Origin of the sequence: Agromyces sp. MMS24-K17 (assembly GCF_043950245.1) — a bacterium.
GTDB lineage: Bacteria > Actinomycetota > Actinomycetes > Actinomycetales > Microbacteriaceae > Agromyces.
In genome coordinates, this window is record NZ_CP171640.1 from 70,778 (window position 1) to 94,975 (window position 24,198).

The 24,198-nt window shown below is 70.4% G+C and carries 24 protein-coding genes and 1 pseudogene; 8 read left to right on the forward strand and 17 right to left on the reverse strand.

Annotation, left to right across the window (positions count from 1 at the left end):
• Nucleotides 1–98: 98 nt before the first annotated feature.
• Nucleotides 99–2,246, forward strand: coding sequence for a family 43 glycosylhydrolase (locus tag ACGGZK_RS00255; protein ID WP_395244272.1), 2,148 nt, complete (start codon nucleotides 99–101; stop codon nucleotides 2,244–2,246).
• A gap of 119 nt (nucleotides 2,247–2,365) precedes the next feature.
• Here ACGGZK_RS00255 and ACGGZK_RS00260 read toward each other — a convergent pair whose 3' ends face one another.
• The 3 genes from ACGGZK_RS00260 to ACGGZK_RS00270 are packed head-to-tail and all read right to left on the reverse strand — an operon-like array spanning nucleotide 2,366 to nucleotide 4,182.
• Nucleotides 2,366–3,157: a hypothetical protein gene (locus ACGGZK_RS00260; RefSeq protein WP_395244273.1), complete on the reverse strand. Its 792-nt coding sequence runs from the start codon at nucleotides 3,155–3,157 to the stop codon at nucleotides 2,366–2,368.
• A gap of 39 nt (nucleotides 3,158–3,196) precedes the next feature.
• Nucleotides 3,197–3,733: a DUF1992 domain-containing protein gene (locus tag ACGGZK_RS00265; RefSeq protein WP_395244274.1), complete on the reverse strand. Its 537-nt coding sequence runs from the start codon at nucleotides 3,731–3,733 to the stop codon at nucleotides 3,197–3,199.
• On the reverse strand, nucleotides 3,730–4,182 hold the full coding sequence (locus ACGGZK_RS00270; RefSeq protein WP_395244275.1) for a hypothetical protein: 453 nt from the start codon (nucleotides 4,180–4,182) through the stop codon (nucleotides 3,730–3,732). Before ACGGZK_RS00270 ends, ACGGZK_RS00265 begins: the two co-directional genes overlap by 4 nt.
• Before the next feature lie 97 nt (nucleotides 4,183–4,279).
• Between ACGGZK_RS00270 and ACGGZK_RS00275 the strand changes: the two genes are divergently transcribed.
• The 4 genes from ACGGZK_RS00275 to ACGGZK_RS00290 all read left to right on the forward strand — a co-directional run bounded on the left by ACGGZK_RS00275 (nucleotide 4,280) and on the right by ACGGZK_RS00290 (nucleotide 6,661).
• Nucleotides 4,280–5,305, forward strand: a complete 1,026-nt coding sequence (locus ACGGZK_RS00275) for an LLM class flavin-dependent oxidoreductase (protein WP_395244276.1) — start codon at nucleotides 4,280–4,282, stop codon at nucleotides 5,303–5,305.
• A 97-nt stretch (nucleotides 5,306–5,402) separates the two neighbouring features.
• Nucleotides 5,403–5,744, forward strand: coding sequence for a RidA family protein (locus tag ACGGZK_RS00280; protein WP_395244277.1), 342 nt, complete (start codon nucleotides 5,403–5,405; stop codon nucleotides 5,742–5,744).
• A gap of 149 nt (nucleotides 5,745–5,893) precedes the next feature.
• On the forward strand, nucleotides 5,894–6,304 hold the full coding sequence (locus ACGGZK_RS00285) for a VOC family protein (protein WP_395244278.1): 411 nt from the start codon (nucleotides 5,894–5,896) through the stop codon (nucleotides 6,302–6,304).
• A 162-nt stretch (nucleotides 6,305–6,466) separates the two neighbouring features.
• On the forward strand, nucleotides 6,467–6,661 hold the full coding sequence (locus ACGGZK_RS00290) for a hypothetical protein (protein ID WP_395244279.1): 195 nt from the start codon (nucleotides 6,467–6,469) through the stop codon (nucleotides 6,659–6,661).
• Between the two features lie 38 nt (nucleotides 6,662–6,699).
• On the opposite strand, the gene ACGGZK_RS00295 is transcribed toward ACGGZK_RS00290, so the two are convergent.
• Entirely contained in the window at nucleotides 6,700–7,677 is a 978-nt protein-coding gene (locus ACGGZK_RS00295) for a zinc-binding dehydrogenase (RefSeq protein WP_395244280.1), read from the reverse strand.
• Between the two features lie 106 nt (nucleotides 7,678–7,783).
• Between ACGGZK_RS00295 and ACGGZK_RS00300 the strand changes: the two genes are divergently transcribed.
• Nucleotides 7,784–8,467, forward strand: a complete 684-nt coding sequence (locus ACGGZK_RS00300) for a DUF1345 domain-containing protein (RefSeq protein ID WP_395244281.1) — start codon at nucleotides 7,784–7,786, stop codon at nucleotides 8,465–8,467.
• 73 nt (nucleotides 8,468–8,540) lie between these two features.
• On the opposite strand, the pseudogene ACGGZK_RS00305 reads toward ACGGZK_RS00300, so the two are convergent.
• The 6 genes and pseudogenes from ACGGZK_RS00305 to nrdH all read right to left on the reverse strand — a co-directional run.
• A pseudogene (locus ACGGZK_RS00305) lies at nucleotides 8,541–8,654 on the reverse strand (ribonucleotide-diphosphate reductase subunit beta); the annotation flags it as partial.
• Nucleotides 8,655–8,671: 17 nt separating this feature from the next.
• A complete protein-coding gene (locus tag ACGGZK_RS00310; RefSeq protein WP_395244282.1) occupies nucleotides 8,672–10,165 on the reverse strand; it encodes a P-loop ATPase, Sll1717 family in 1,494 nt (497 codons plus the stop codon).
• A gap of 2 nt (nucleotides 10,166–10,167) precedes the next feature.
• The gene (gene nrdF / locus ACGGZK_RS00315; RefSeq protein WP_395244283.1) at nucleotides 10,168–11,190 is read right to left on the reverse strand and encodes a class 1b ribonucleoside-diphosphate reductase subunit beta; all 1,023 of its coding nucleotides are present in this window, start codon (nucleotides 11,188–11,190) and stop codon (nucleotides 10,168–10,170) included.
• A gap of 37 nt (nucleotides 11,191–11,227) precedes the next feature.
• Nucleotides 11,228–13,333, reverse strand: a complete 2,106-nt coding sequence (gene nrdE, locus ACGGZK_RS00320; RefSeq protein ID WP_395244284.1) for a class 1b ribonucleoside-diphosphate reductase subunit alpha — start codon at nucleotides 13,331–13,333, stop codon at nucleotides 11,228–11,230.
• A gap of 35 nt (nucleotides 13,334–13,368) precedes the next feature.
• The gene (gene nrdI, locus ACGGZK_RS00325) at nucleotides 13,369–13,785 is read right to left on the reverse strand and encodes a class Ib ribonucleoside-diphosphate reductase assembly flavoprotein NrdI (protein WP_395244285.1); all 417 of its coding nucleotides are present in this window, start codon (nucleotides 13,783–13,785) and stop codon (nucleotides 13,369–13,371) included.
• Between the two features lie 93 nt (nucleotides 13,786–13,878).
• The gene (nrdH, locus tag ACGGZK_RS00330) at nucleotides 13,879–14,112 is read right to left on the reverse strand and encodes a glutaredoxin-like protein NrdH (protein WP_121478006.1); all 234 of its coding nucleotides are present in this window, start codon (nucleotides 14,110–14,112) and stop codon (nucleotides 13,879–13,881) included.
• Nucleotides 14,113–14,540: 428 nt separating this feature from the next.
• Between nrdH and ACGGZK_RS00335 the strand changes: the two genes are divergently transcribed.
• Complete coding sequence (locus tag ACGGZK_RS00335) at nucleotides 14,541–15,338, forward strand: alpha/beta fold hydrolase (protein ID WP_395244286.1); 798 nt, start codon at nucleotides 14,541–14,543, stop codon at nucleotides 15,336–15,338.
• Here ACGGZK_RS00335 and ACGGZK_RS00340 read toward each other — a convergent pair.
• The 4 genes from ACGGZK_RS00340 to ACGGZK_RS00355 form a co-directional block, all read right to left on the reverse strand.
• Nucleotides 15,335–16,792, reverse strand: coding sequence for an acyltransferase (locus tag ACGGZK_RS00340; protein WP_395244287.1), 1,458 nt, complete (start codon nucleotides 16,790–16,792; stop codon nucleotides 15,335–15,337). The genes ACGGZK_RS00335 and ACGGZK_RS00340 overlap by 4 nt on opposite strands.
• Nucleotides 16,793–16,964: 172 nt before the next feature.
• Nucleotides 16,965–17,636 carry a response regulator gene (locus ACGGZK_RS00345; protein ID WP_395244288.1) on the reverse strand — a complete coding sequence of 224 codons (672 nt, stop codon included), beginning with the start codon at nucleotides 17,634–17,636 and terminating at the stop codon, nucleotides 16,965–16,967.
• The gene (locus ACGGZK_RS00350) at nucleotides 17,633–19,018 is read right to left on the reverse strand and encodes a sensor histidine kinase (RefSeq protein WP_395244289.1); all 1,386 of its coding nucleotides are present in this window, start codon (nucleotides 19,016–19,018) and stop codon (nucleotides 17,633–17,635) included. The genes ACGGZK_RS00345 and ACGGZK_RS00350 overlap by 4 nt, the downstream gene beginning before the upstream one ends.
• Nucleotides 19,019–19,213: 195 nt before the next feature.
• Nucleotides 19,214–19,798 (reverse strand): HhH-GPD-type base excision DNA repair protein, encoded by a 585-nt coding sequence (locus tag ACGGZK_RS00355; RefSeq protein ID WP_395244290.1) that lies wholly within the window; start codon nucleotides 19,796–19,798, stop codon nucleotides 19,214–19,216.
• A gap of 92 nt (nucleotides 19,799–19,890) precedes the next feature.
• Between ACGGZK_RS00355 and ACGGZK_RS00360 the strand changes: the two genes are divergently transcribed.
• Entirely contained in the window at nucleotides 19,891–20,262 is a 372-nt protein-coding gene (locus ACGGZK_RS00360; protein WP_395244291.1) for a VOC family protein, read from the forward strand.
• A gap of 79 nt (nucleotides 20,263–20,341) precedes the next feature.
• Here the strand turns inward: ACGGZK_RS00360 and ACGGZK_RS00365 are convergent, their stop codons facing one another.
• The 3 genes from ACGGZK_RS00365 to araA all read right to left on the reverse strand — a co-directional run bounded on the left by ACGGZK_RS00365 (nucleotide 20,342) and on the right by araA (nucleotide 24,160).
• Nucleotides 20,342–21,358 (reverse strand): hypothetical protein, encoded by a 1,017-nt coding sequence (locus tag ACGGZK_RS00365; protein ID WP_395244292.1) that lies wholly within the window; start codon nucleotides 21,356–21,358, stop codon nucleotides 20,342–20,344.
• 187 nt (nucleotides 21,359–21,545) lie between these two features.
• On the reverse strand, nucleotides 21,546–22,610 hold the full coding sequence (locus ACGGZK_RS00370) for a substrate-binding domain-containing protein (protein WP_395244293.1): 1,065 nt from the start codon (nucleotides 22,608–22,610) through the stop codon (nucleotides 21,546–21,548).
• 26 nt (nucleotides 22,611–22,636) lie between these two features.
• The gene (gene araA, locus ACGGZK_RS00375; RefSeq protein WP_395244294.1) at nucleotides 22,637–24,160 is read right to left on the reverse strand and encodes an L-arabinose isomerase; all 1,524 of its coding nucleotides are present in this window, start codon (nucleotides 24,158–24,160) and stop codon (nucleotides 22,637–22,639) included.
• Nucleotides 24,161–24,198: the final 38 nt, after the last annotated feature.

A 24,198-nucleotide genomic window follows, 5' to 3' on the forward strand; every position in this document is an offset into this window, starting at 1 on the left:
GAACCGACTGAACCGAAGGACCGATGATGCGCTCTTCCGTACCCAGCGATCCCACCCGCCGCCCGTCGCGGCATCGCTCGAGGGCCCGGCGTACCGCCGTGGCATCCGTCATCGCCGGCGCCGCGCTGGCCTCGACCCTGGTGGCGCTGCCCGCCGCGGCCGCCGACGCACCGCCGCCCCAGCCGATCGCGTCGTACGCGTTCGACGACGGCACCCTGCACGACGGCGTCGGCACCGCCGACCTGACCGCGTCGGGCACCGCCGCCGTGGTGACCGACGCGGACCGAGGCAAGGTGCTCCGCCTCGACGGCTCCGCGAACGGGTTCGCGGCGTTCCCGCAGGGCTTCTTCGACGGCCGCAGCGCCATGACCGTGTCGATGGACGTGAAGAGCCAGAAGACGAGCGGCAACTTCTTCACCTTCGCCTTCGGCACCGACTCGAATCGGTACTATTTCCTGCGCGTCCGCGGCGGCGACGTGCGCAGCGCGATCACCCAGGCCTCGTGGCAGAACGAGTCGGCCGTCACCGGCAGCGTGACGAGCGGCGCCTGGCACCACTACGACCTGGTGTTCGACGGCACGAAGATGACCGTCTACGTCGACGGCGCGAAGCTCGGCGAGAACGCCGCGCTCAGCACGACCGTGGCGGGCCTCGGCTCGAACCTGCTCGGGTACCTGGGCAAGTCGCTGTACGCGGCCGACGAGTTCTTCTCCGGCTCGTTCGACGACGTGCAGGTGTTCGACCGGGCACTGACCGCCTCCGAGGTGCTCACCAACGCGGGGGCGACCGACCAGCTCATCGACGTGTCGCTCGCCGACGCGTCGGTGCTGAAGCTCGCGCCGATCGTCACCGGTGCAGCCCGCACCGCGGTCCTGCCGGTGAAGCCCGGCACGGATGTTTCGGCGCTCGCGCCGACCTTCACCGCAGCCGCGGGCGTCACCGTCTCCCCCGCGTCCGGCTCGACGGTCGACCTCCGCTCGCCGGTGACCTACACGCTGACGGCACCGGGCGGCGCGACCGCGACCTGGACGCTCTCGGCGCAGGTCGTGCACAGCCCGGTGCTGCCGGGCCTGTACGCCGACCCGAACATCGCGGTCTTCGGTGACACGTACTACCTCTACGCGACCACCGACGGCACCGCCGGCTGGGGCGGCAAGGACTTCTACGTGTGGAAGTCGGCCGACCTCGTGAACTGGACGCGCTCCGCGCAGCCGTTCCTCACCCTCGACGGCGCGAACGGCAACGTGCCGTGGGCGACGGGCAACGCGTGGGCGCCGACCATCATCGAACGCGGCGGCAAGTACTACTTCTACTTCAGCGGCCACAACGCGGCGCTCAACCGCAAGACGATCGGCGTGGCCGTCGCCGACAGCCCGGAGGGGCCCTTCACGGCGCAACCGGCCGCGATGATCCTGAACAACGAGGCCGTCACCTCCGGTCAGGCGATCGACCCGGCCGCATTCCAGGACCCGGTGACCGGAAAGTACTACCTCTTCTGGGGCAACGGCAGCCCCGTCTACGCCGAGCTGAGCGACGACATGCTGGCGCTGAAGCCCGGCACGATCGCCGCGATCAGCGGGCTCACCTCGTTCCGCGAGGGCACGTTCGTGAACTACCGCGACGGGCTGTACCACCTGACGTATTCGATCGACGACACCGGCTCGGAGAACTACCGCGTCGGCTACGCCACGTCGACGAGCGTCACCGGCCCGTGGACGTACCGCGGCGTGATCCTGCAGAAGGACCTCTCGCTCGGCATCAAGGGCACCGGGCACAGCTCGATCATCAACGTGCCCGGCACCGACGACTGGTTCATCGCCTACCACCGCTTCGCCATGCCGAACGGCGACGGCACCCACCGCGAGACGACGATCGACAAGCTGACGATCGGCGCGAACGGGTTGTTCCAGGCGGTGCAGCCGACGCTCACGAGCATCGCCCCGCAGCGCATCGGCGGCGGCGTCGAGGTCACGGCGGTCGCGACCAGCCGCTGCGTCGCCGGCAAGGCGGTGCTGGTCGTCACCGCGACGAACGCGTCGGATGACGCGGTCGACGTGCGCGTCGAGACGGCGTACGGGTCGAAGCAGGTCGCGGCGCTCGCCGCCGGCGTCTCGACGAGCGCGTCGTTCGCGACCCGGCTCGCCGCGCTGCCGGCCGGCCACGCGACCGTGACGGCCACGGCGACGGATGCCTCCGGCGCGACGGACTCCGTCGAGGTGTCGGTCGACGCCAGGAGCTGCGGCTGATCCCCGCGCGCACGCCCCGGTGAGGAACGGCGAAGGGTGGATGCCTCGGGGCATCCACCCTTCGTTCGTCGGCAGATGCCGCCGGCGCGCTCGGCCCGTCAGCAGCGCTTCGTGACCGGTCAGTCCGGCGATCCGAGCGGGCCGGTCGCGGTGCCGTCGGGCACCGTGGTGACCGAGAGCAGCTCCTCGCGACCCGACCCGCCGGAGACGCTCACGGTCAGCACCGGTCCGACCTCGGGGGCGTAGAACTTGAGCTCCTCCACGGTGGGCTCGAGCGGGGTCGTGTCGCGGGTCAGGAGGGCACCGTCGAACGCACCGTACGGCACCTCGACGAGTTCCTCCGTGCCGAGCACGGCGCCCTGGTCCTCGGCCTCGCCTTCCAGGTACTCCTGCCGATACTCCATACCCGGGCGGGGATGGGCGGGCAGGATGATCCCGGGAAGGGCGCCATCGACCCCTGACTCGAAGCTCCCCTCCCGCGAGACGACGGCGCCGTCCTCGAACTCGGCCGTGTCCTCGCCGAGGTACCAGACCGTTCCGGCGGAGTCCTGTGCGTACCAGTCGAACGTGTCCTCCACGAGTTCGTCGCCGCGCCAGACGGCGTCGCGCACGACGCGCGCCTCGATGCCGTTGGCGATCATGCGCGTCTCCGAGGTGACCGTCACCACGACGGTGAGATCGCCGTCGGGGTCGGTCTCCCGGTAGGTCCAGCGCGTGCCCGGCTTCATCGGCCAGTAGGGGTGGTCGATGTCGGCGGTGAATCGGTCAGGATCGAGTCGGACCGGGTCGTCCTCGACCGGCAGCGGACTTCCGCCGACCGGCGACGAGGCGGCGGTGCATCCGGCGAACGTCACCGCGGCCGACGCCGCGAGCGAGATCGTCACGATCCGCGCATGGGGGATGCCGCTCATGACGCTTCAATCGTACGCGCGTCGGGTGCCGGGCGGGGCTCAGCCGCGACGCCACCAGCGCCGCCGACGACGTTCCGCCTCCTCGGCCGCGCGGCGGCGCGCTCCCTCCTCGGCCAGCGCCCGCGTCCGCGCATCGCGCCGGTCGCGCCACGCCGCGACCTCCGCATCGACGTCGCGCGTCGGCGTCACGACCGGCGGACCGCCGAGCAGTTGGCGGCGCGCCGCGACGACGCGGGCGTTGAAGTCGGCGAGCGCGTCGCGCACGTCCTGTTCGCGGTGCATCCCGTCGAGTCGGTCGTCGAGGCCCGCCGCTTCCACGCGGAGCAGCAGCGCCGGCGGGCCGAGGCCGGTGAGCTGCTCCCGCTCGATCTTCCGGCGGATCCACCAGTCCGGGTCGGTGCCGCCGAGCCCCTCGAGCGGCTTGCCCGCGCCGGGCAGGTCGTCGAAGTCGCCCCGGCGGATGGCCTGCTGCACGAGGATCTCGACGTACGACGCGCGGTCGGCGGCCGTTGGCTCGCCGGCGCGGCCGGTGGGTTCGCGGCCGGTGGGCTCACGGCCGGTCGGCTCGGGGCTCACGCCCCGCCGCCCTGCCGGCGCTTGCCCTCCTCGGTCACCGAGAACCGGCGAGTGAGGTTCTTGATGTACTCGACCCGGCGGAAGCGGAGCGCCGACCAGTCCTCGTCCACGGCGACCTGCCGAACGGGCTCGAACCCGGCCGCCCCCATGCTGAACCATCCCGTGTCGCGGTTGAACTCGCACCGGTACCGCTTCGACGATGCCTTCGGGTAGGCGATCCAGACCACGGCGTCGCCGGTCGTGCGCGCGGCGACCGACTCCGCGAAGGCATCCACCTGCGCCTGGGTCTGCGCGAAGCCGAGCACCCAGTTCACCGAATCGAGCCCGGCGCGCGACTCGTCGAGGCTCGCGCCGTCGACCCCGGCGACGTGCTCGCGGAACGAATCCGGCGCATCGAACACGCGGATGACCGGGGCGGACACGTTGAGCTTCTTCAGCAGCGGATCCATGACTTCACTGTCGCACAGCGCATCGGTGGCAGGCTGGGTGCCGGGACCGTGCGTCCGGCAACGGAATGTTCCACGGCCACCGACGTTGGAGGTCATCGTGAAGCGCATCGGATTCCTGTCGTTCGGCCACTGGTCGAACTCCCCCGGCTCGAAGACGCGGACCGCGTCGGACGTGCTGCTCCAGTCGATCGACCTCGCGGTCGCCGCGGAGGAGCTCGGCGCCGACGGCGCCTACTTCCGCGTGCACCACTACGCGAACCAGCTCGCGAGCCCGTTCCCGCTGCTCGCCGCCGCCGGCGCGAAGACGAGCCGCATCGAACTCGGCACGGGCGTGATCGACATGCGGTACGAGAACCCGCTCTACATGGCCGAGGACGCCGGCGCGGCCGACCTCATCGCCGGCGGCCGGCTCCAACTCGGCGTCTCGCGGGGGTCACCCGAGTCCGTCATCGACGGCTACCGCTACTTCGGCTACGACGCGCCGGAGGGCTCGACGATGGCCGACGTGGCCCGCAACAACACGACGGTGTTCCTGAACGTCATCGAGGGCGCCCGCTTCGCGGAGCCGAACCCCCGGCCGATGTTCGCGAACCCGCACCCGGGGCCGCTCGGCATCCAGCCGCTGTCGCCGGGGCTCCGCGACCGCATCTGGTGGGGCGCGGGCTCGGATTCGACGGCCGTGTGGGCGGCGGAGCAGGGCATGAACCTGATGAGCTCGACCCTGAAGGAGGACGAGTCGGGCGAGCCCTTCCACGTGCAGCAGCGCAAGCAGATCGACGCGTTCCGCGCCGCCTGGGCGGAGGCCGGGCACGAGCGCGAGCCGCGCGTCTCGGTGAGCCGGTCGATCTTCGCCCTGGTGAACGACATGGATCGCGCGTACTTCGGCGGCGGCCAGCGCGACGAGTCCGACCAGTTCGGCGTCATCGACGACTACCGCGCCGTGTTCGGCCGGAGCTACGCGGCCGAGCCGGATGCCCTCATCGAGCAGCTGCGCGAGGACGAGGCGATCGCCGCGGCCGACACCCTGCTGCTGACTGTGCCCAACCAGTTGGGTGTGGACTACAACGCGCACGTGCTCGACGCGATCCTGACGCACGTCGCGCCCGCGCTCGGCTGGCGGTGAGCCGGGGCGCATCCGACCCCGGCGTCACACGGACGGTGTCGCGCTGCCTGCCCGGTACCCTGGGCAGCATCCCCACCCCCTGCAAGAGGAGCACTCCGTGACCATCCAGCGCATCCAGCCCGGCCCCCGCATGAGCCACGCGGTCGTCCACGGCGACACGGTCTACCTCGCCGGTCAGGTCGCCGAGGGCGCCTCCGTCGAGGAGCAGAGTCGCGCCGTCCTGCAGCGCGTCGACGAGCTCCTCGCGACCGTCGGCAGCGACAAGTCGAAGCTGCTCAGCGTCACGATCTACCTCGCCGACATCGCCACCTTCGGCGAGATGAACTCGGTCTGGGACGCGTGGGTCGACCCCGCGAACCCGCCCGCCCGCGCCACGGTCGAGGCGAAGCTCGCCACCCCCGACTACCTCGTCGAGTTCGTCATCACCGCGGCGGTCTGATCGGCGGGCCCCTCGCGAGGGCCGGATGCCACGAGGCATCCGGCCCTCTGCCGTTGCCGGGACCACTCGTTTCGCCTCGGACCCGCGAGAACGGATGTCCCGTGCGAATCGGATGGTCCGAGCCGACGCCTGCTCCATAGGATGGCGCGATGGCGCTCTTCGATCACCTCGGCATCAGCGTCGAGGACATCCCCCGTTCCGTCGCCCAGTTCGACCCCGTGATGTCGGCCCTCGGCTGCACCCGGCTCGACGCCGACACCGGCGTGTCCTGGTCGAGGGGCCCCGAGGAGCTGATCCTGTTCCCCGCCCGCGAGCCCGGCACCGGCCCGCACCGCCACGGCCGCGTCGGTTGGCAGCATCTCGCCTTCGCCGTCGACTCGCGCGACGACGTCGACCGCCTGCACGCGATCGCACTCGACGCCGGCTGGACGGCCGTGCGCGACCCGAAGCCCTACCCGCGCTTCAACGACCGCTACTACGCGTCGTTCGTCGAGGACGACAACGGCATCCGCCTCGAATTCATGTTCAACCCGCCGCGGGAGCCCGCGGCGAAAGTCTGACCGTGTCACCGCTCGGCGCGGTCTCGCTCGCCTACGCCTGAGGACGCCTGGGGATATACGCGGGCTGGGTTGGATCCCGGCACTGTCGGCCGGACTCCGCGAGGTGTACGGTGCGACTCGAGCCTCTCGGCAGGTGTGTCGTCCGGCGGATCGGAGGGCGGGATGGACGTCGTCTCGTGGGTCGTTCTGGCCGCGGTCATCGTGCTTGCCGCAGTCGGCGTGGGCCTGTGGAATCGGTTCGTTCGGCGCAGCGCCCCAGTTGACAGGCTCGACGCGGATGCGGCGAAGGGTATCCGCGAGGTGCAGTCCGACGTCGACCGGGGCCCGGGCCTGGGCAGTGGCCGAACGGAGCTGTAGTCCACGCGTCGCGACTCCACGCGACGCGGGCCGGAGCCTCAGGGCCGCAGCATGACCTTGCCGATGCGCCCGGCGTCGAAGTTCGCACGGCTCGCCACAGCGATCTCATCGAACCCGTAGACAGCCTCGACCGGCAGCGTGATGGCGCCGTCGCGGAGGCGCGTGAAGACCTCGCCCATCAGGCGCGCGCGCTCCTCGGGCGCCATGGTCGCGCTGACGCGGCTACCCCAGAATCCCTTGACCGTGGCCTGCTTGAAGATCACGTCACCCGAGGGGATCTCCATGATCGGCGAGGCCATGGCGCCGAACACCACGAGCGTGCCGTTCTCGGCCAGCAGCGAGAGCACCTGACCACTCGCGACACCGCCGACCGCGTCGACCCCGACGCGGATCGGCGCCCCGCCGGTGATCTCGGCGACGCGCTCGCGCCACCCCTCGTCGTCGGTGGCGACGATGTTCCCGATGCCCTGCCCGGCGAGCTCGTCGACGCCCGCGCCGCGGCGCACGAGCCCGACGACGTTGACGCCGCGTGCGGGCCCGAGCTGGGCGAGCAGCCGCCCGACGGCGCCGTTCGCGGCGTTCTGCACCAGCCAGTCACCGGGCTCGAGGCCGAGCGAGTCGAGCAGGCTGACCGCGCTGAACGGCATCGCCACGACCTGCGCGGCGACCTGGTCGGGAACGCCGTCGGGCAGTGGGATGAGTGCGGCTGCCGGTGCGAGGAAGTACTCCGCCCAGACGCCGGGGGTGCCGCCGGTGACGACCCGCTGGCCGACCGAGAGATGCTGCACGCCCTCGCCCAACGCGTCGACGACGCCGAGCGCCTCGGTGCCGCCGGTGGCGGGCAGCTCGGGCTTGTAGCCGTAGGTTCCGCGCACGGTCCAGAGGTCGTGGTTGTGGATCGGTGAGAGCACCAACCGCACGCGCACCTGCCCGGGCCCGGGTTCCGGCACCGGGACCTCCCGCACCGACAGGACCTCTGCCGGGTCTCCGAATTCGTCGTGGACGAGTGCCCGCATCCGATCCATCGTGTGCTCCCTCTGCTCCGCCGGTCCTCGGGCGGTGCGTCCTTCATCCAACGCCCCGGATCTGGGCGTTGGCCGAGCACCTCGCTAGCATGCGGTCATGGCGTCGGATGCTCGACCCACACCACTCCTGGCCCGGGAGGGGACGCGGAATCTCGTCTCCCTCGCCGTCGCCGCCGTGGTCTCCGTCATCGCCCTCGTCGGGTACGCGCTGTTCGCGCCCCTTCCGTTCTCGGTCGACGCGGTCGCCCTCACCGTCTTCGTGTTCTGGATCGCGTACTCCTTGGGATTCCTGATCCTCACGCAGGTCACCTTCGGCAACGCGGATGCCGGGACGCTCAGAGCCTGGCTCGCCGCAACGAACTCACCGAGCCGCAGCCTCGCCATCCCCGCCAGCGCCGCCCAGTGGGCGATCATCGCGGTCGTCGCCGTCGCCCTCGTGCTGGTGCTTCCGGGCCTGCTGGACAGTCCGCTCGCGAACGCCTTGAGCTTCGCGGTCGTCATCACCGCGTGGCTGGTCACCGTCACCGCGTACGCGGTGCACTACGCGCGATTGAACACGCAGGAGGAGTCCCTGGAATTCCCCGGCAAACAGGGCGCCCAACCCGTCTTCGCCGACTACTACTACCTCGCCGCCCAGCTCGCGACGACGTTCTCGTCCTCGGACGTCAGCATCCTCACGACCCGTGCGCGTTCCGTCGTCACCGGGCAGACGTACGTCGGGTTCGCGTTCAGCACGTTCATCATCGCCATGCTCATCAGCGTGCTCTTCCTCACCAACTGATCGCCGACGGTGGAGGACGACGAAGGGGCGGATGCCGCAGCATCCGCCCCTTCGTCGTCGAGTCGGGAACCTCCTAGAAGTCCCAGTCCTCGTCCTCGGTGTTGACCGCCTTGCCGATCACGTACGACGAACCCGACCCCGAGAAGAAGTCGTGGTTCTCGTCCGCGTTCGGGGAAAGCGCCGAGAGGTCATGTCGAAACGCGATCACGCCGCACGTGAGGTTCTCGGCTCGTAGAGCGCGAGTCCTAGGAATAGCCCGGGGTGAACCCAAGCCGTACTGTCACCCTCGAGGGAGACGGAATCGCCCTCGCAACGAAACCGAATCGTCTCCGTTGCAGTCTTCCGCAATGCGGCGCCGAGAATGCTCGTCTCGATCATCCAGTCAACCAGGTTATGGACGTCGCCAATGGCGAGGCCCGCGAGCTGCTCAGCGGAGATCTTCTTCGCCAAGTGTGCCTCCAGGTCGGCGCGGGATTCAAACTTGTTGGGTCCTTGCTTCAACGCCGAAAGCGCCGGATCCACCCAGGGCGCCGCCTTGCGATACTCGTTTCCAAGGTCGTCAACCTTGTCTCGGCTATAGGTTTGCTCGGAGTCAACAACAACACGCTTGCCGATCACCGTCTCGTCGGGAAATGCGTTCTGGATTTCAATCAGGAACTGAATCAAGTCCCGGGGACGCATGAAAGTTCTGCTTGCCAAGTAGTTGAACGAGCCCTTAGGAATGCGCCCCTTCCTCTGACTCGTACGCGACTCAAACAATGATTCAAGGCCGTCTTCGCCGATACGGTTCTGCACCATTTCGCGCAACTGTTCGTGCGTCCACTTAATCTCGAGGCGACTACCCCGATGTTTGTCTTTATCGTCGAACGAAAGCGTGTCGTGAATATCGGTCCGCAGGAAGGCGATGGCACGAACGCCACGGAGCGGGTCGTCGTCCCAACCGAAATCATCATTAATACGCTTTACAGCCTTGAGAAGCCCAACAAGCAGCTCACGCTTCTCATCCGACCCATCCCAGGATTCATCGAGCTGATCCAACACAATGAGCCAAGCCGAGTCTTTGAGCGGCGCGACCAAATGGCCCGAAATCGCTTCGGTAAGAGCTGGAGCAAGTTCCCGGCTCGAGGCATCCTTCGAAAATGAGGACTCAATGGAGGCGCCGAACGCACCGACCTTCAGTGACTGAACTTGCCCAATGAGCTTTGAGCTCTTGGTTAGGTCCGGGGTTATTTCCCCGAAGTTGTCCTTGACGAATGCCCGCAGAATTTGGGCGTCGCGCGAGGCAGCGGCCGACCAACGCGAAGCGGGCGCCGCGGCTATGTGCGCGGACAGTTGCAGAAGCAGCGCCAGTTGCCACGCGACGGTTGCAGCATGTTCGACCGAGAGCCCGAGCTTCTTGAAATCGGTGAACGCGGCCCACGCGAGGTCGTCCATGTTCAGACGTATGACGCTGACGTTTGACCGCCCGAAGCGACCAAGCAGCTCTTCCGCCTGACGAAATAGCGCTGTCTTGCCCGAGCCCTTTCGCCCCAGAACAAGACCGATATTCTTCTTCACCACAGTCTCGGCGATCGGAGTCACGACGAAGTAGTCAAAGAGTTTCTTGTCGCTCTCCGCCGCGAGCTCGCCGAAGTCGTAGTCAGCGAGTCGCTTGGTTTCATGGTTCGAGAAATCGTTGGCTCCCTCTGCCGACGCCACGATCAGAAGTCCCAGTCCTCGTCCTCGGTGTTGACCGCCTTGCCGATCACGTACGACGAACCAGACCCCGAGAAGAAGTCGTGGTTCTCGTCCGCGTTCGGGGAGAGCGCCGAGAGGATGGCGGGGTTCACGTCGGTGACCGTCTTGGGAAACATCGGCTCGTAGCCGAGGTTCATGAGGGCCTTGTTCGCGTTGTAGTGCAGGAACTTCTTGACGTCCTCGGTGAGGCCGACCTCGTCGTAGAGGTCCTGCGTGTACTGCACCTCGTTGTCGTAGAGCTCGTACAGCAGCGAGAACGTGTAGTCCTTCAGCTCCTCGCGCTCGGCCTCGGTGATCAGCTCGAGTCCACGCTGGAACTTGTAGCCGATGTAGTAGCCGTGCACGGCCTCGTCGCGGATGATGAGGCGGATCAGGTCGGCGGTGTTGGTGAGCTTCGCCCGCGACGACCAGTACATGGGCAGGTAGAAGCCCGAGTAGAACAGGAAGGACTCGAGCAGCGTCGAGGCGACCTTGCGCTTCAGCGGCGAGTCGCCACGGTAGTACTCCATGACGATCTCGGCCTTGCGCTGCAGGTTCTCGTTCTCGACGCTCCAGCGGAACGCGTCGTCGATCTCCTTCGTCGAGCACAGCGTCGAGAAGATCGACGAGTAGCTCTTCGCGTGCACCGACTCCATGAACGCGATGTTGGTGTACACCGCCTCCTCGTGGGGGGTCAGCGAGTCGGGGATGAGCGAGACCGCGCCGACGGTGCCCTGGATGGTGTCGAGGAGCGTGAGACCGGTGAACACCCGCATCGTGAGCGTCTGCTCCTGGGGCGTGAGCGTGTTCCACGACTGGATGTCGTTCGACAGCGGCACCTTCTCGGGCAGCCAGAAGTTGTTCACCAGGCGGTTCCAGACCTCGAGGTCCTTGTCGTCCTGGATGCGGTTCCAGTTGATCGCGTTGACGTGGCTGATCAGCTTCAGCTTGCCGCCGGTGTGGGCGGGGTCGTTGCTCGCCGCGTTCACGGGGTCGGTGAGGGTCATCCGTCTTTTCCTGTTCCTAGAATCCCTGATCAGACCATCAAAGCGTGCACGAGACGCACATGTCGAGCTCCGTGCCCTCGAGCGCCATCTGCCGCAGGCGGATGTAGTAGATGGTCTTGATGCCCTTCTTCCACGCGTAGATCTGCGCCTTGTTGATGTCGCGCGTCGTCGCGGTGTCCTTGAAGAAGAGGGTCAGCGAGAGGCCCTGGTCGACGTGCTGCGTCGCGGCGGCGTAGGTGTCGATGACCTTCTCGTAGCCGATCTCATACGCGTCCTGGTAGTACTCCAGGTTGTCGTTCGTCATGAACGCGGCCGGGTAGTAGACGCGGCCGAGCTTGCCTTCTTTGCGGATCTCGATCTTCGACGCGATCGGGTGGATCGAGGCCGTCGAGTTGTTGATGTACGAGATCGAGCCGGTCGGCGGCACCGCCTGCAGGTTCTGGTTGTAGATGCCGTGCTCCTGGATGGAGGCCTTCAGCTCGAGCCAGTCCTGCTGCGTCGGGATGTGCACGTTCGCGTCGGCGAAGAGCTGCGTGACCTTCGCGGTCGCCGGCACCCACGGGGCATCCGTGTACTTGTCGAAGAACTCGCCCGACGCGTACTTCGAGTCGGCGAAGCCGTCGAAGACCTCGCCGCGCTCGATCGAGATGCGGTTCGAGGCGCGCAGCGCGTGGAACAGCACGGTGTAGAAGTAGATGTTCGTGAAGTCGACACCCTCCTCCGAGCCGTAGAAGATGCGCTCGCGGGCGAGGTAGCCGTGCAGGTTCATCTGGCCGAGGCCGATGGCGTGCGACTTGTCGTTGCCGTCCTCGATCGAGCGCACCGACGTGATGTGGCTCTGGTTCGACACCGACGTGAGGCCGCGGATCGCGGTCTCGACGGTCTTGCCGAAGTCGGGCGCGTCCATCGTGAGGGCGATGTTCAGCGAGCCCAGGTTGCAGGAGATGTCCTTGCCGATCTGGTCGTACGACAGGTCTTCGTTGTACGTCGTCGGCGTGTTCACCTGCAGGATCTCGCTGCACAGGTTCGACATGTTGATGCGGCCCTTGATCGGGTTCGCCGCGTTCACCGTGTCCTCGAACACGATGTAGGGGTAGCCCGACTCGAACTGGATCTCGGCGAGCGTCTGGAAGAACTCGCGCGCGTTGATCTTCGTCTTCTTGATGCGCGGGTCGTCGACCATGGCGCGGTAGTTCTCGGTGATCGAGACGTCGCCGAACGGCTTGCCGTAGACGCGCTCGACGTCGTACGGGGAGAAGAGGTACATGTCCTCGTTGTTCTTCGCGAGCTCGAACGTGATGTCGGGCACGACGACGCCGAGGGACAGCGTCTTGATGCGGATCTTCTCGTCGGCGTTCTCGCGCTTGGTGTCGAGGAACCGCATGATGTCGGGGTGGTGCGCCGACAGGTACACGGCACCCGCGCCCTGGCGCGCGCCGAGCTGGTTCGCGTAGCTGAACGAGTCCTCGAGGAGCTTCATCACGGGGATGATGCCGCTGGACTGGTTCTCGATCTGCTTGATCGGGGCACCCGACTCGCGGATGTTCGAGAGGAGCAGCGCCACGCCGCCGCCGCGCTTCGAGAGCTGCAGCGCCGAGTTGATGCCGCGCGCGATCGACTCCATGTTGTCCTCGATGCGGAGGAGGAAGCAGGAGACGAGCTCGCCGCGCTGGGCCTTGCCCGTGTTGAGGAAGGTCGGGGTGGCGGGCTGGAAGCGGCCGGCGATGATCTCCTCGACGAGGTCGATCGCGAGCTGCTCGTCGCCCTGCGCGAGGCCGAGGGCGGTCATGACGACGCGGTCCTCGAAGCGCTCGAGGTAGCGCTTGCCGTCGAAGGTCTTCAGCGTGTAGCTCGTGTAGTACTTGAACGCGCCGAGGAAGGTCTCGAAGCGGAACTTCTTCGAGTAGGCGAGGTCGTTGAGCTTCTGGATGAACTCGAACGGGTACTGGTCGAGCACGGCCTGCTCGTAGTACTCCTTCTCGACGAGGTAGTCGAGCCGCTCCTTGAGGGAGTGGAAGAAGACCGTGTTCTGGTTGACGTGCTGGAGGAAGTACTCGCGCGCCGCCTCGCGGTCCTTGTCGAACTGGATCTTCCCGTCGGCGTCGTACAGGTTGAGCATCGCGTTCAGGGAGTGGTAGTCCATGCCGCTGCTGCTCTTCCGCGGTGCCTCGATCAAGGTCACGCCGTCAGTTGTCGTTGCGTTCGCCAAAATGCGTCCAATCCCTCGGTGACGACCTTGACGTCGTCGGGTGTTCCGAATACTTCGAATCGATACAGGTGTGGCACGCCCGTCTTGGCGGCGATGATGTCGCCGGCCAGGCCGAAGGCGGTGCCGAAGTTGGTGTTGCCGGCGCTGATGACGCCGCGGAGGAGTGCGCGGTTCCCCTCGTCGTTGAGGAACCGGATGACCTGCTTCGGCACGGCGCCCTTGCCGTCGCCGCCGCCGTAGGTCGGCACGATGAGCACGTACGGCTCGTCGGCCTGGAGCGGTTCGTCGCGCGTGAACAGCGGGATGCGGGTCGCCGGGCGACCCAGCTTCTCGACGAAGCGGTGCGTGTTCCCCGAGACGCTCGAGAAGTAGACGAGGTTCGTCATCATCACTCCGTCAGACGGATGTCACGGGCTTTCGGTGACCGGTGGTCGAGCAGCCGTCCGCGGCCGCATCGGGCCCCCCGGTCGGGATCGGATCTACGCCAGGCGCGAGGCCAGCTCGGCGATCTTGTCGGGGCGGAAGCCCGACCAGTGGTCTTCGTCGGTGATGACGACCGGAGCCTGCTGGTAGCCGAGCTCCTTGACCTGCGCGAGCGCGGTCTCCTCCAGCGTGAGGTCGACCACCTCGTATTCGATGCCCTTGCTGTCGAGGGCGCGGTAGGTGGCGTTGCACTGCACGCAGGAAGGCTTGGTGTAGACCGTGACCGTCATGAGTTCCCCTCGTCGATTCTGGCTCCTGGAGGAGCCGTTCCCCCGGTGTTGCTTGGTGTCTTCAATACTACATCTTGTGTTCACCGAACTGAACGACCCCAAGATGCTGTAGTTACATTCGTGTAGTTTTCCACAGGTTCATCCACGATCCATCCCCAGCCGGATGCCCCGGTGACCCGCGGATTCCTGCGGTGGCCGAGTGGGTTCTCCACAGTGGTGGAACAACTTCGGAAGTTCTCCTGTGGACGGACGCCCTGGCGTGTCGCGAACGACACCTAGGGGGCCCGACCCCACCCGACCCCTACATCTGGTGTTGTGACCCCCATGCTGCCACCACCCACCGACATCGCCGCGCCCCCGCGCGCGTGTCGCTCCGCCCCCTGCCGCGGGGCATCCGATCGGCCTACGCTGGCAGGCAGGGGGCGACGATGACCGACTACGTGACCAGCGCCGACGGCACCCGCATCGGGTACGAGCGCGAGGGCTCCGGGCCGCCCGTCGTGCTCGTCGCCGGAGCCATGCAGCAGCGCGCCGGCGACGCCGCCACCCGCGAGCTCGCGCACCAGCTCGCGGGCCACGGCTTCGACGTCGTGCACTACGACCGGCGCGGCCGCGGCGACAGCCCGGCCGACCCCCCGATCACGCTCGCGAACACCATCGACGACCTGCGCGCCCTCACCGACCTCATCACCGAGGGCGCCGACGACCGGGTCGCCCTGTTCGGCAACTCCTCCGGCGGGGCCATCGCCCTCGCCGCCGCGGCCCAGGGCCTGCCGATCTCGAAGCTCGTGCTCTTCGAGGTGCCGCTCGACCGCGAGCTGGGCACCGAGGGCGCCGACTTCCTCGCCGGACTCCGCGAGCACATCGACGCCCGCGACGGCGACGCGACCATCTCCTACTTCATGCGCGACATGCCGCCCGAGTGGCTGGCCGCGGCGAAGGCGAGCCCCGAGTGGCCGGCGCTGACCCGGCTCGGGCCCAGCCTCGAGGCCGACGCCGAGTCGCTCGCCTGGACGCAGTCCGCGCCCCGCCGCGAGCTCTGGGCCGACGTCGACCAGCCCACCCTCGCCCTCGTCGGCTCCGGCTCGCCCGACCTCATGGGCGCCGCCGCGGACTCGATCGTGGCGAACCTCGTGCACGCCGAGCGGCGCGACATCGAGGCATCCGACCACCGCTGGGACCCGCACGCCCTGGCGCTCGTGATCGCCGGCTTCCTCGTCGGCTAGGCCCGCGCGGCGGCCGCCCGCGCCCCCGCGGCGGGCGGCACGACGGCGGGCGGCTCGACGGCCTGCGGCTCGACGGCGGACGGCTCGGCAGCGGCGGCGAGCGCGACCGCGAGCAGGGCGACCGACACGAGCGCAGGGATCGGGCCGAAGCCCACCACGAGCGCGACGCCGACGCCGGCGATCGCGGCGAGCGCGCCGAGCCACGCGGGAACGCGGATGCCCCGCACCCAGCGGATGCCCCACGCCGATCGGATGCCCCGCACCGACTGGGCCCCCAACGACGACCCGGTGCCGCCCCGCCCGCGCTCGTACCGCGCGAACCGTGCGACCAGCAGCCCCGTCGCGACGGCCGCGACCACGAGCCACACCGGCCGCGTCGCCCACCAGTCCCCCGTGAGCGGCACCGGCAGCGAGAGCCCGGCGACCTCGTGCGCGACGAGCAGCAGGCCCGCCAGCCCGACGAACGCCGGCAGGTGCCAGAGGTAGAGGGTCATCCCCCACTCGCCGAACCGGTCGACGAGCCGCGCCGGGCGCGGACGCTCGGCCCACCGCCGCAGCCGGCCCCGCACGAGCGAGAACAGCATGAGCTGGGTGACGCCGAGCAGCACGAGCGCCGCCGTCGGCGGGTTCAGGTTTTCGAGGAGGTCGGGCGAGTACGCGCCGGATGCCACGGCGAGCGCCAGCACCCCGAGGGCGCCCGCGGCGACGAGCAGGCGCCGGGCGCGGGGCATCCGGTCGATCGTGCCGTCGGCGAGGAGGAAGCCGAGCTGCTGCATGAGGAGCCAGACGAACGCGAGGTTCAGGAAGCCGATCGCGTCGACGCCGGACGCGCCGCGCAGCGCGTCGACCGCGACGACGGCCGCGGCGAGCAGGGCCGGCGCCGCGACCGGCAGGCGCCCGTGCAGCCACGACATCGCCGGCACGAGCGCCGAGCAGCCGAGGTAGACCGCGAGGAACCACAGCGGCTGGCCGATGCGGTGCCCGGCCGTCGCGACGATCTCGGGCGGGACGCCGGCGAGCGCGAGCAGGCCGAGGGCGGCGCCGACCACGGCGACGAGCACGATCGCCGGGCGCACGAGCCGTTCCAGCCGGCGCCGCACGAACCCGGCCGCCGTGCCGCCGCGCTCGCGATGACGCAGCCACGCGGTGCGGCCGGCGAAGCCGCCGATGACGAAGAAGAGGGGCATGACCTGCACCAACCAGGTCGCCGCGGCGAACCCGCCCCAGCCGGTCATCGCGTTCTCGAGCACCGGGCCGTCGGGGCCGACGCTCACGCCGACCATCATGGCGTGCAGGGCGAACACGACGACGAGGCAGGCGGCGCGGGCGGCGTCGATGCCGGCGTCGCGGGCGGCGTTCGCCGTGGCCGGCCGCTCGGACGCGGCCCGGGGCATCCGGTGGGCGGAGCGGGTCGGCGCCGTCGTGCGCGGGGCGATCCGATCGATGGTGGTCACTGGAGGCTCCTGCCCGGGCGGCGTCTCCGCCCGCCCCGGCAGGCTAGGAACGCGGTACCCGGCGGGGCATCACCCCGGCGAGCGGTTCCCGGCCCCTACGCCGGTAGGGGGTCCGGCGCGGGGGCGGCGCCGCGCCCGGGCCGGCGCCGCGCCCGGGCCGACGCCGCGCCGGTCAGGCACCCGGCCGCACGAGCCCGGTGTCGTACGCGAACACGACGGCGTGCACGCGGTCGCGCAGCCCGAGCTTCTGGAGGATCTTGCTCACGTGCGTCTTGACCGTCTGCTCGGCGATGAAGAGGTCGCCGGCGATCTCCTGGTTCGAGCGGCCGCGCGCCACGAGCTCGAGCACCTCGCGCTCGCGCGCCGTCAGGTCGGCGAGCAGGTGGTCGTCGACGACCCGGGCCGGCTCGCGGCGGGCGACCTCCTCGATGAGCCGGCGGGTCACGCTCGGCGCGAGCAGGGCCTCCCCGGCGGCGATCACGCGCACGGCGCGGGCGACCTCGTCGGGCAATGCGTCCTTCAGGAGGAACCCGCTCGCCCCGGCGCGGAGCGCCGCGTGCACGTACTCGTCGATGTCGAACGTGGTGAGCATGAGCACCTTCGGGCGGTAGTCGCTCGACCGCGGCGGCACCTGCAGGGCGGCGGTCGCCTCGATGCCGTTCATGCCGGGCATGCGCACGTCCATGACCACGACGTCGGGCCGGAGCTCGTGCGCGAGGCGCACCGCCTCGGCGCCGTCGGCGGCCTGGCCGACGACGCGGATGCCGTCCTGCGCGTCGAGCACCGCGCTGAACCCGGCACGCACCATCGCCTGGTCGTCGGCGACGAGCACGGTGATCGTCACGGGGCCTCCTGCGGAGTCGCGGTTGCGGCCGTGCCGGGGATCAGGGCGCGCACGCGGAAGCCGCCGCCGGCGACCGGCCCGGCTTCGAGCTCGCCGCCCGCGAGCCGCGCGCGCTCGCGCATGCCCACGAGCCCGTGGCCGGGCTGCACGTGGCCGGGCTGCACGTCGAGCGGGCCGGATGCCCCGGGCGAGGCATCCGCCGGACCGTTGATGACCTCGACGACCACCGCGTCGCGCTCGCGCGCGACCGTCACCGTCGTCGTCGCGCCGGGGGCGTGCCGCAGCACGTTGCTCAGCGCCTCCTGCACGATGCGGTACGCCGCCTGGCCGACGACCGTGCCGCCGGGGAGCCCGGCGTCGATCCGGTCGGTCACCGGCAGGCCGGCGTGGCGGACGCTCGCGACGAGTGCGGCGAGCTCGTCGAACCCGGGCTGCGGCGCGGTCTGCGCCTCGGCGTCGGGGTCGCGCAGCACGGCGAGCAGCTCGCGCATCTCGCTCATCGCGTCGCGGGCGGCCTGGGCGATCTCGCCGAACTCCGCGGCCACGGCGTCGTCGAGGCCGGGCAGCCGGTACGGCGCGCTCGTCGCCTGCACCTGGATCACCGACATCCGGTGCGCCACCACGTCGTGCAGGTCGCGGGCGATGCGGGTACGCTCCTCGGCGACCAGCCGGCGCTCGTGCTCGGCCGCGCCCACCCGCCGTTCCTCGTCGAGCGCGACGGCGAAGCGGCGCTGCGTCACGGCGGCGGCCCGGCCGAGTCCCAGCACGACGGCGCTGACCGCGGCGCTCGTCACGAGGCTCGCGACCACCCCGCCCGGCGTCGCGCCACGGTCGGGCAGGAACGCGGCACCGAGCGGCACCGCGATCGACCCGGCCCAGAGCACGAGCGCGGCGAGGTCGCGCCCGCGCCAGGCGAGGAGGCCCGCGAGGAGCGACGCGATGATGATCTGCGGCACGCTCACCGGCCACGGCGCACCCGGCACCGCCGCACCGAACAGGCCGAACAGGGCCTGGCCGACCAGGAACGCGGCGACGGCGGCCCACGGCCACTTGAGCGCGAGTGGCAGGCTGCCCGCCTGGAGGAGCGCGATGCCGAACGCGATCGCGACGTGCACCCCGTAGATCGTCGCGTCGAGCGGCACCGACACGGCGAACAGGGCGACCGAGGCCGCCACGACGACGAACCAGGTGAGGATGGCCGACGGCCAGGCATCGCCGTCGATGAGCCGTCGCGACGCGGGGCGCTTCGCCCGTGCGGCGGCAGGGGGTGCGGGCGGCAGCGGCGGCTCGGGCGGGAGCGGAGGCTCGGGCGGGAGCGGAGGCTCGGGCGGGAGCGGCGGCAGCGGCGGCAGCGGCGGCTCGGGCGCGGTGGTGGCGATCATGTCCCCAGCCTCCCCATCGCGTGCCGGCGGCACATCCCCCCGCGGAGCCATCCGCTCCCCCTACCGTCGTACCGGGTCGACGCACGGCCGGCCCGACCGGACGCGCCGACCGGCCTGCCCTGCCCGCCCCGCCCGCGCTGCGCGCCGGGCACGCCCGGCGTCAGCCTCGCGGACCTCGCCCTGGCGAGGCATCCGTCAGCCCTTCGCGGCCTTCGCCGCGGCCTTCGCGGCCTGCTTCGTCGCGCGCACCTTGGCGAGCGTCTCGGGGCTGGTGATGTCGGCGACCGAGCGGAACGATCCCGCCTCGCCGTACGCGCCCGCCGCCTCGCGCCATCCCGCGGCCTCGAGGCCGCACTGCTTGCCGAGCAGCGCGAGGAAGATGCGGGCCTTCTGGTCGCCGAATCCGGGCAGGGCCTTCAGGCGCTTCAGCACCTCGGCGCCGTTCGGCTCGTCGCGGGTCCAGATCGCGGAGGCGTCGCCGCCCCAGTCGTCGTTCACGGCGGCGGCGAGCGCCTGCACGCGCCCGGCCATCGACCCGGGGTACCGGTGCACCGCCGGGGTCTGCCGGAACACGTCGACGAGCCGGTCGGGATCGGCCTGCGCGATCGCGCCCGGCTCGATGCTGCCGAGCCGCTCGCGGATCTTCTCGGGGCCGGCGAACGCCGTCTCCATCGCCACCTGCTGGTCGAGGAGCATGCCAACGAGCAGCGCGAATGCGTCGCTGCTCAGGAGCTCGTCGGCCGCAGCCTCACCCGTGATGTGCAGTGCCATGCGTCCCATCTTCCCAGCGCGAGGCATCCGCTCCGCCATTGCGGACAGGAACCGTCCGGATGCCTCGCCAGACTGGTGACCGAAGCGAGAGGATGCCCACCATGGACTGGAAGATCGAACTCATCCACGTGCCCGTCAGCGACGTCGACCGGGCGAAGGACTTCTACGTCAAGATCGGGTTCAACGCCGACCACGACCAGCGCGTCTCCCCCGAGCTGCGGTTCGTGCAGCTCACGCCGCCCGGGTCGGCCTGCTCGATCGCCATCGGCGATGGGCTCGGCGCGACGCTCGCCCCCGGTTCCCTCGACGTGATCCAGGTGGTCATCCCCGACGCCGACGCCGCCCTGGCCGAACTGCGGGCGAAGGGCGTGGAGGCCGAGGGGGTCGACGAGCAGGCGTGGGGCCGGTTCGTGACGTTCGCCGACCCCGACGGCAACCGCTGGACCCTGCAGCAGCTCCCCGACTGGCGTTAGGGCCGGGCCTGGCTGGTCGGGCGGCACTCCGTCGCTCGGGCGGGGCGACGTCGTGCCGCCCGAGCGACGGAGTGCCGCCTCACCCGCGCTGGGGCACGCCGGCCTCCCGGAGGAGCGCGGCGAAGGCGGCCGGCTGCTGGAGGACGGACCAATTCCAGCGGGTGACGGAGAAGCCCTTGCGGCGCAGCGCATCCTCCCGCAGCTTCTCGCGGTATACGACATCGGATGCCTCGAGCCCCGAGACCTCGCGGCTCCGCGTGTACTTCATGCGGCCGTCGAACTCCCCGAGCCGGCGGATGCCCCGCCAGAGGAAGTCGAGCACCGCGTACGACCCGAGCACGCCGTCGACCCGCACCTGAAGCTCGGGGATCTCGAACCCGAGCTCGAACATCCGCACGCGACTCAGCGACTCCCCCGGTGTCTCCGCGCGATGGTCCGCGAACACGACGGATGCGTCGGCGCGCCTCCGACCGTGGAAGGGGCCGATCGCCGCCAACTCCGCGGAGATCGCCTCGCGCATCGACTCCGCGGCGCGTTCGGCTCGGGCGCCGCGAGCCTCGCCGACCGCCCCGGCCGATACCGCCGGCGATGTGGCGACCCGGTGGAGGGCGGCGTCGAGGAACGTCACGGCGCCGGCCATCGGGGTCGAGATCGCGAGGTCGGCGAGCGTGCGGGCGAGCGACGTCACGACGAGCCCGTCGATGACCACGGTCTCGGGCTCCGGGCCGGCGCGGTGGACGATGCGCCCGGTGCCGCGGCGGCCGCCCGTGGCATCCGTGTCGGTGGTGTGGACGGCCTCGGGCCACCGGCCGATCGAGGGCAGCCGGTGGAGTGCCGCGGCGGACTGGTGCGACACGACGAACGGCTCGTCGCCGGCCATCGCCGCGGCGTGGATGCGCAGGCGGTACCGTTCGTCCGGGGTCGCCGCCTCCCAACGGTCGGGGGCCGCGTAGCAACCCCGGCGCACCTCGACGAGCCGGCCGAGGCCGACCAGCCGGCGCACGCCGGACGAGTGGAGGCCGCCCCGGCGGAGATCCGCCGCGAGAATCAGCCCAGTCGGCCGCATCGCGGCGAGGACGTCGAGCGCGTCGATCATGCCCCCACCGTGCCGCCGCACCCGCACTCCCCGGTGCCCGCACGGCGGAACGGACTGGGAACCCGTCCCGCCCACCCCGCCGGGGAGGAGCGGTCGCGGCGCCGGTCTGGCGGCACCCGCGCGGTCAGGCGGCACGACGTCGACGCGCCCGACCGCGGGAGTGCCGCCCGACCGGGCAGGTGCGGCGCTACGCGCGCGGTGCGGCGGTCGAGGCGCGCGGGATGAGCGCGGGCACCCGGGCGGGGCGGTCGGGGAGGCCGGCACCGCCGGCGCCGGCACCGGCCCCGAGCACGTCGAGCACGGTCGCCATGACGTCGCGGCCGAGTTCCTCGAAGTCCTGCCGCACGGTCGTGAGCGGCGGGGCGAAGAACGCCGCCTCGGGGATGTCGTCGAAGCCGACGACGCTCAGCGCGTCGGGCACGGCGACGCCGGCCTCGCGGCAGGCGTGCAGCAGGCCGAGGGTCATGTGGTCATTGGCGACGAACACGGCCGTCGCCGCACGGTCGGAGAGCAGCACCCGGCCGGCCGCGTAGCCGGAGGCCGGCAGCCAGTCCCCCGAGATCGGCTCGGCGACGTGCAGCCCCTGCGCACGCATCGTGTCGGCCCAGCCGCGGCGGCGCTCCGAGGCATCCATCGAGTCGGCGGGGCCGGTGACGTGCCGGATCTCGCGGTGGCCGAGCCCGATCAGGTGCTCGGTCGCGAGGCGCGCGCCGGCGTACTGGTCGATCGAGACGCGGTGCAGGCCCGGCTCCTCCTCGGAGGCCACGGCGACCACGGGCACGCCGGCGTCGATGCCGCGCAGCACCTCGACGCCCTCGCGCTCACCCGAGATGACGACGATCGCCTCGACGCGCTGCAGCACGAGCCGGTGCACGGCCTGCGTGATCGCGTCGGCGTCGACCGAGCGCATGCTCGCCTGGCTGACGGTGTACCCGGCGTCGCGGGCGGCCTCGTTGAAGCCGAGCGCCGCGTTGGAGGGCCCGAAGTCGGGGCGTCCAGCCTGGATGAGGCCGATCGACCCGCTGCGACGGCGCGCCATCGCCCGGGCGGCCGGCGACGGCGTGTAGTTCAGCTCCGCGATCGCCGCCTCGACGCGTTCCCGAGTCGAGGCGGCGACCCCGGTGAGCCCGTTGACGACGCGGGAGACGGTCTGGTGCGACACGCCCGCGAGGCGGGCGACGTCGAACATCGTGGGCACGGCGGATGCCCCGGGCGAGGCATCCGCCGGGCCCGAGGCATCCGTCGTCGTCATGGTCGCTCCGCCCCCGCGCCCGTCGCTCAGAGGCCCTGGGCGAGCCGGTAGTAGGCCTGGTTCCAGCGCACCTCGTGCTTGAAACCGGGCAGGGTGGTGTCCTCGTCGATGACGAGCAGCTCGACCTCGGCCATCTCGGCGAAGTCGCGGAACACCTCGATGCCGACCGCGGTCGACATGACCGTGTGGTGGGCGGCACCGGCGGTGAGCCACGCCGCGGCCGACGTGCGGAAGTCGGGCGCCGGCTTCCAGACGGCACGGCCGACGGGCAGCTTCGGCAGCGACTCGCGCGGCGCCACGTTCTCGACGACGTTCGCGGTGAGGCGGAACCGGTCGCGCATGTCGCTCATCGCGACGACGACGGCGGGGCCGGGGTCGGCGGTGAAGACCAGGCGCACCGGGTCGTCCTTGCCGCCGATGCCGAGCGGGTGCACCTCGAGGGTCGGCTTCGCCGAGCTCAGCGACGGCGAGACCTCGAGCATGTGCGCGCCGAGGATCAGCTCGTCGCCCGGGGTCATGTCGTACGTGTAGTCCTCCATCAGCGAAGCGCCGCCGGGCAGGCCCGCACCCATGACGTTCGCGATGCGCACGAGCACGGCGGTCTTCCAGTCGCCCTCGGCGCCGAAGCCATAGCCCTCGGCCATGAGGCGCTGCACCGCGAGGCCCGGGAGCTGCTTGAGCTCGCCGAGGTCCTCGAACGACGTGGTGAAGGCGCCGAAGCCGCCCTCCTCGAGGAACGAGCGCAGGCCGATCTCGATCGCGGCGCCGTCGCGCAGCGACTGGTGGCGCTCGCCGCCCTTGCGGAGCTCGGGCACGACGTCGTACTCGTCCTCGTAGACCGCGACGAGCTGGTCGATCTCGGCCTCGGAGGCCGCGGCGACCGCCTCGGCGAGCTCGTTCACGCCCCAGGTGTTGACCTGGACGCCGAACCGCAGCTCGGCCTCGGTCTTGTCGCCCTCCGTGACGGCGACGAAGCGCATGTTGTCGCCGAAGCGGGCGAGCTTCAGGTCGCGCGACGCGGCGAGGCCGGCGGCGGCGCGCTGCCAGGTGCCGAGCTGCTGCTGCACGACCGGGTCGGACGCGTGGCCGACGATCGTCTTGCGCGGCACGCCGAGGCGGGTCTGGATGTAGCCGAACTCGCGGTCGCCGTGCGCGGCCTGGTTCAGGTTCATGAAGTCGAAGTCGATGTCGGCCCACGGCAGCTCGACGTTGGCCTGCGTGTGCAGGTGCGCGAGCGGCTTCTGGAGCGCGTCGAGGCCGGCGATCCACATCTTCGCGGGGCTGAACGTGTGCATCCAGGCGACGACGCCGATGACGTTCTTCGCCGCGTTCGCCTCGAGGGCGACCTGCTTGATGGCGGCGGAGTCGGTGAGCACCGGCAGCCAGACGATCTTCACGGGCACGTCGGATGCCGCGTCGAGCGTCTCGGCGATCGCCTTCGACTGCTCGGCGACCTGGGTCAGGGTCTCGGGGCCGTAGAGGTGCTGGCTCCCGGTGAGGAACCAGACCTCGTACTGGTCGAGCGAGGTGGTGAGCGGGGTGCGTGCCATGGGGGTCTCCTTCAGGGCGAGGGTGGTGCGTGATATGA

What these genes read in the sequence shown, in the direction of transcription:
- araA (WP_395244294.1), bottom strand. Translation starts at nt 24,160, where the DNA reads ATGGCACGCACCCCGCTCACCACCTCGCTCGACCAGTACGAGGTCTGG.
- ACGGZK_RS00260 (WP_395244273.1), bottom strand. Translation starts at nt 3,157, where the DNA reads ATGAGCGGCATCCCCCATGCGCGGATCGTGACGATCTCGCTCGCGGCG.
- ACGGZK_RS00270 (WP_395244275.1), bottom strand. Translation starts at nt 4,182, where the DNA reads ATGGATCCGCTGCTGAAGAAGCTCAACGTGTCCGCCCCGGTCATCCGC.
- ACGGZK_RS00355 (WP_395244290.1), bottom strand. Translation starts at nt 19,798, where the DNA reads ATGGGACGCATGGCACTGCACATCACGGGTGAGGCTGCGGCCGACGAG.
- nrdI (WP_395244285.1), bottom strand. Translation starts at nt 13,785, where the DNA reads ATGACGAACCTCGTCTACTTCTCGAGCGTCTCGGGGAACACGCACCGC.
- nrdE (WP_395244284.1), bottom strand. Translation starts at nt 13,333, where the DNA reads ATGGACTACCACTCCCTGAACGCGATGCTCAACCTGTACGACGCCGAC.
- ACGGZK_RS00290 (WP_395244279.1), top strand. Translation starts at nt 6,467, where the DNA reads ATGGACGTCGTCTCGTGGGTCGTTCTGGCCGCGGTCATCGTGCTTGCC.
- ACGGZK_RS00365 (WP_395244292.1), bottom strand. Translation starts at nt 21,358, where the DNA reads ATGATCGACGCGCTCGACGTCCTCGCCGCGATGCGGCCGACTGGGCTG.
- ACGGZK_RS00370 (WP_395244293.1), bottom strand. Translation starts at nt 22,610, where the DNA reads ATGACGACGACGGATGCCTCGGGCCCGGCGGATGCCTCGCCCGGGGCA.
- nrdF (WP_395244283.1), bottom strand. Translation starts at nt 11,190, where the DNA reads ATGACCCTCACCGACCCCGTGAACGCGGCGAGCAACGACCCCGCCCAC.
- ACGGZK_RS00335 (WP_395244286.1), top strand. Translation starts at nt 14,541, where the DNA reads ATGACCGACTACGTGACCAGCGCCGACGGCACCCGCATCGGGTACGAG.
- ACGGZK_RS00300 (WP_395244281.1), top strand. Translation starts at nt 7,784, where the DNA reads ATGGCGTCGGATGCTCGACCCACACCACTCCTGGCCCGGGAGGGGACG.
- ACGGZK_RS00285 (WP_395244278.1), top strand. Translation starts at nt 5,894, where the DNA reads ATGGCGCTCTTCGATCACCTCGGCATCAGCGTCGAGGACATCCCCCGT.
- nrdH (WP_121478006.1), bottom strand. Translation starts at nt 14,112, where the DNA reads ATGACGGTCACGGTCTACACCAAGCCTTCCTGCGTGCAGTGCAACGCC.
- ACGGZK_RS00350 (WP_395244289.1), bottom strand. Translation starts at nt 19,018, where the DNA reads ATGATCGCCACCACCGCGCCCGAGCCGCCGCTGCCGCCGCTGCCGCCG.
- ACGGZK_RS00295 (WP_395244280.1), bottom strand. Translation starts at nt 7,677, where the DNA reads ATGCGGGCACTCGTCCACGACGAATTCGGAGACCCGGCAGAGGTCCTG.
- ACGGZK_RS00360 (WP_395244291.1), top strand. Translation starts at nt 19,891, where the DNA reads ATGGACTGGAAGATCGAACTCATCCACGTGCCCGTCAGCGACGTCGAC.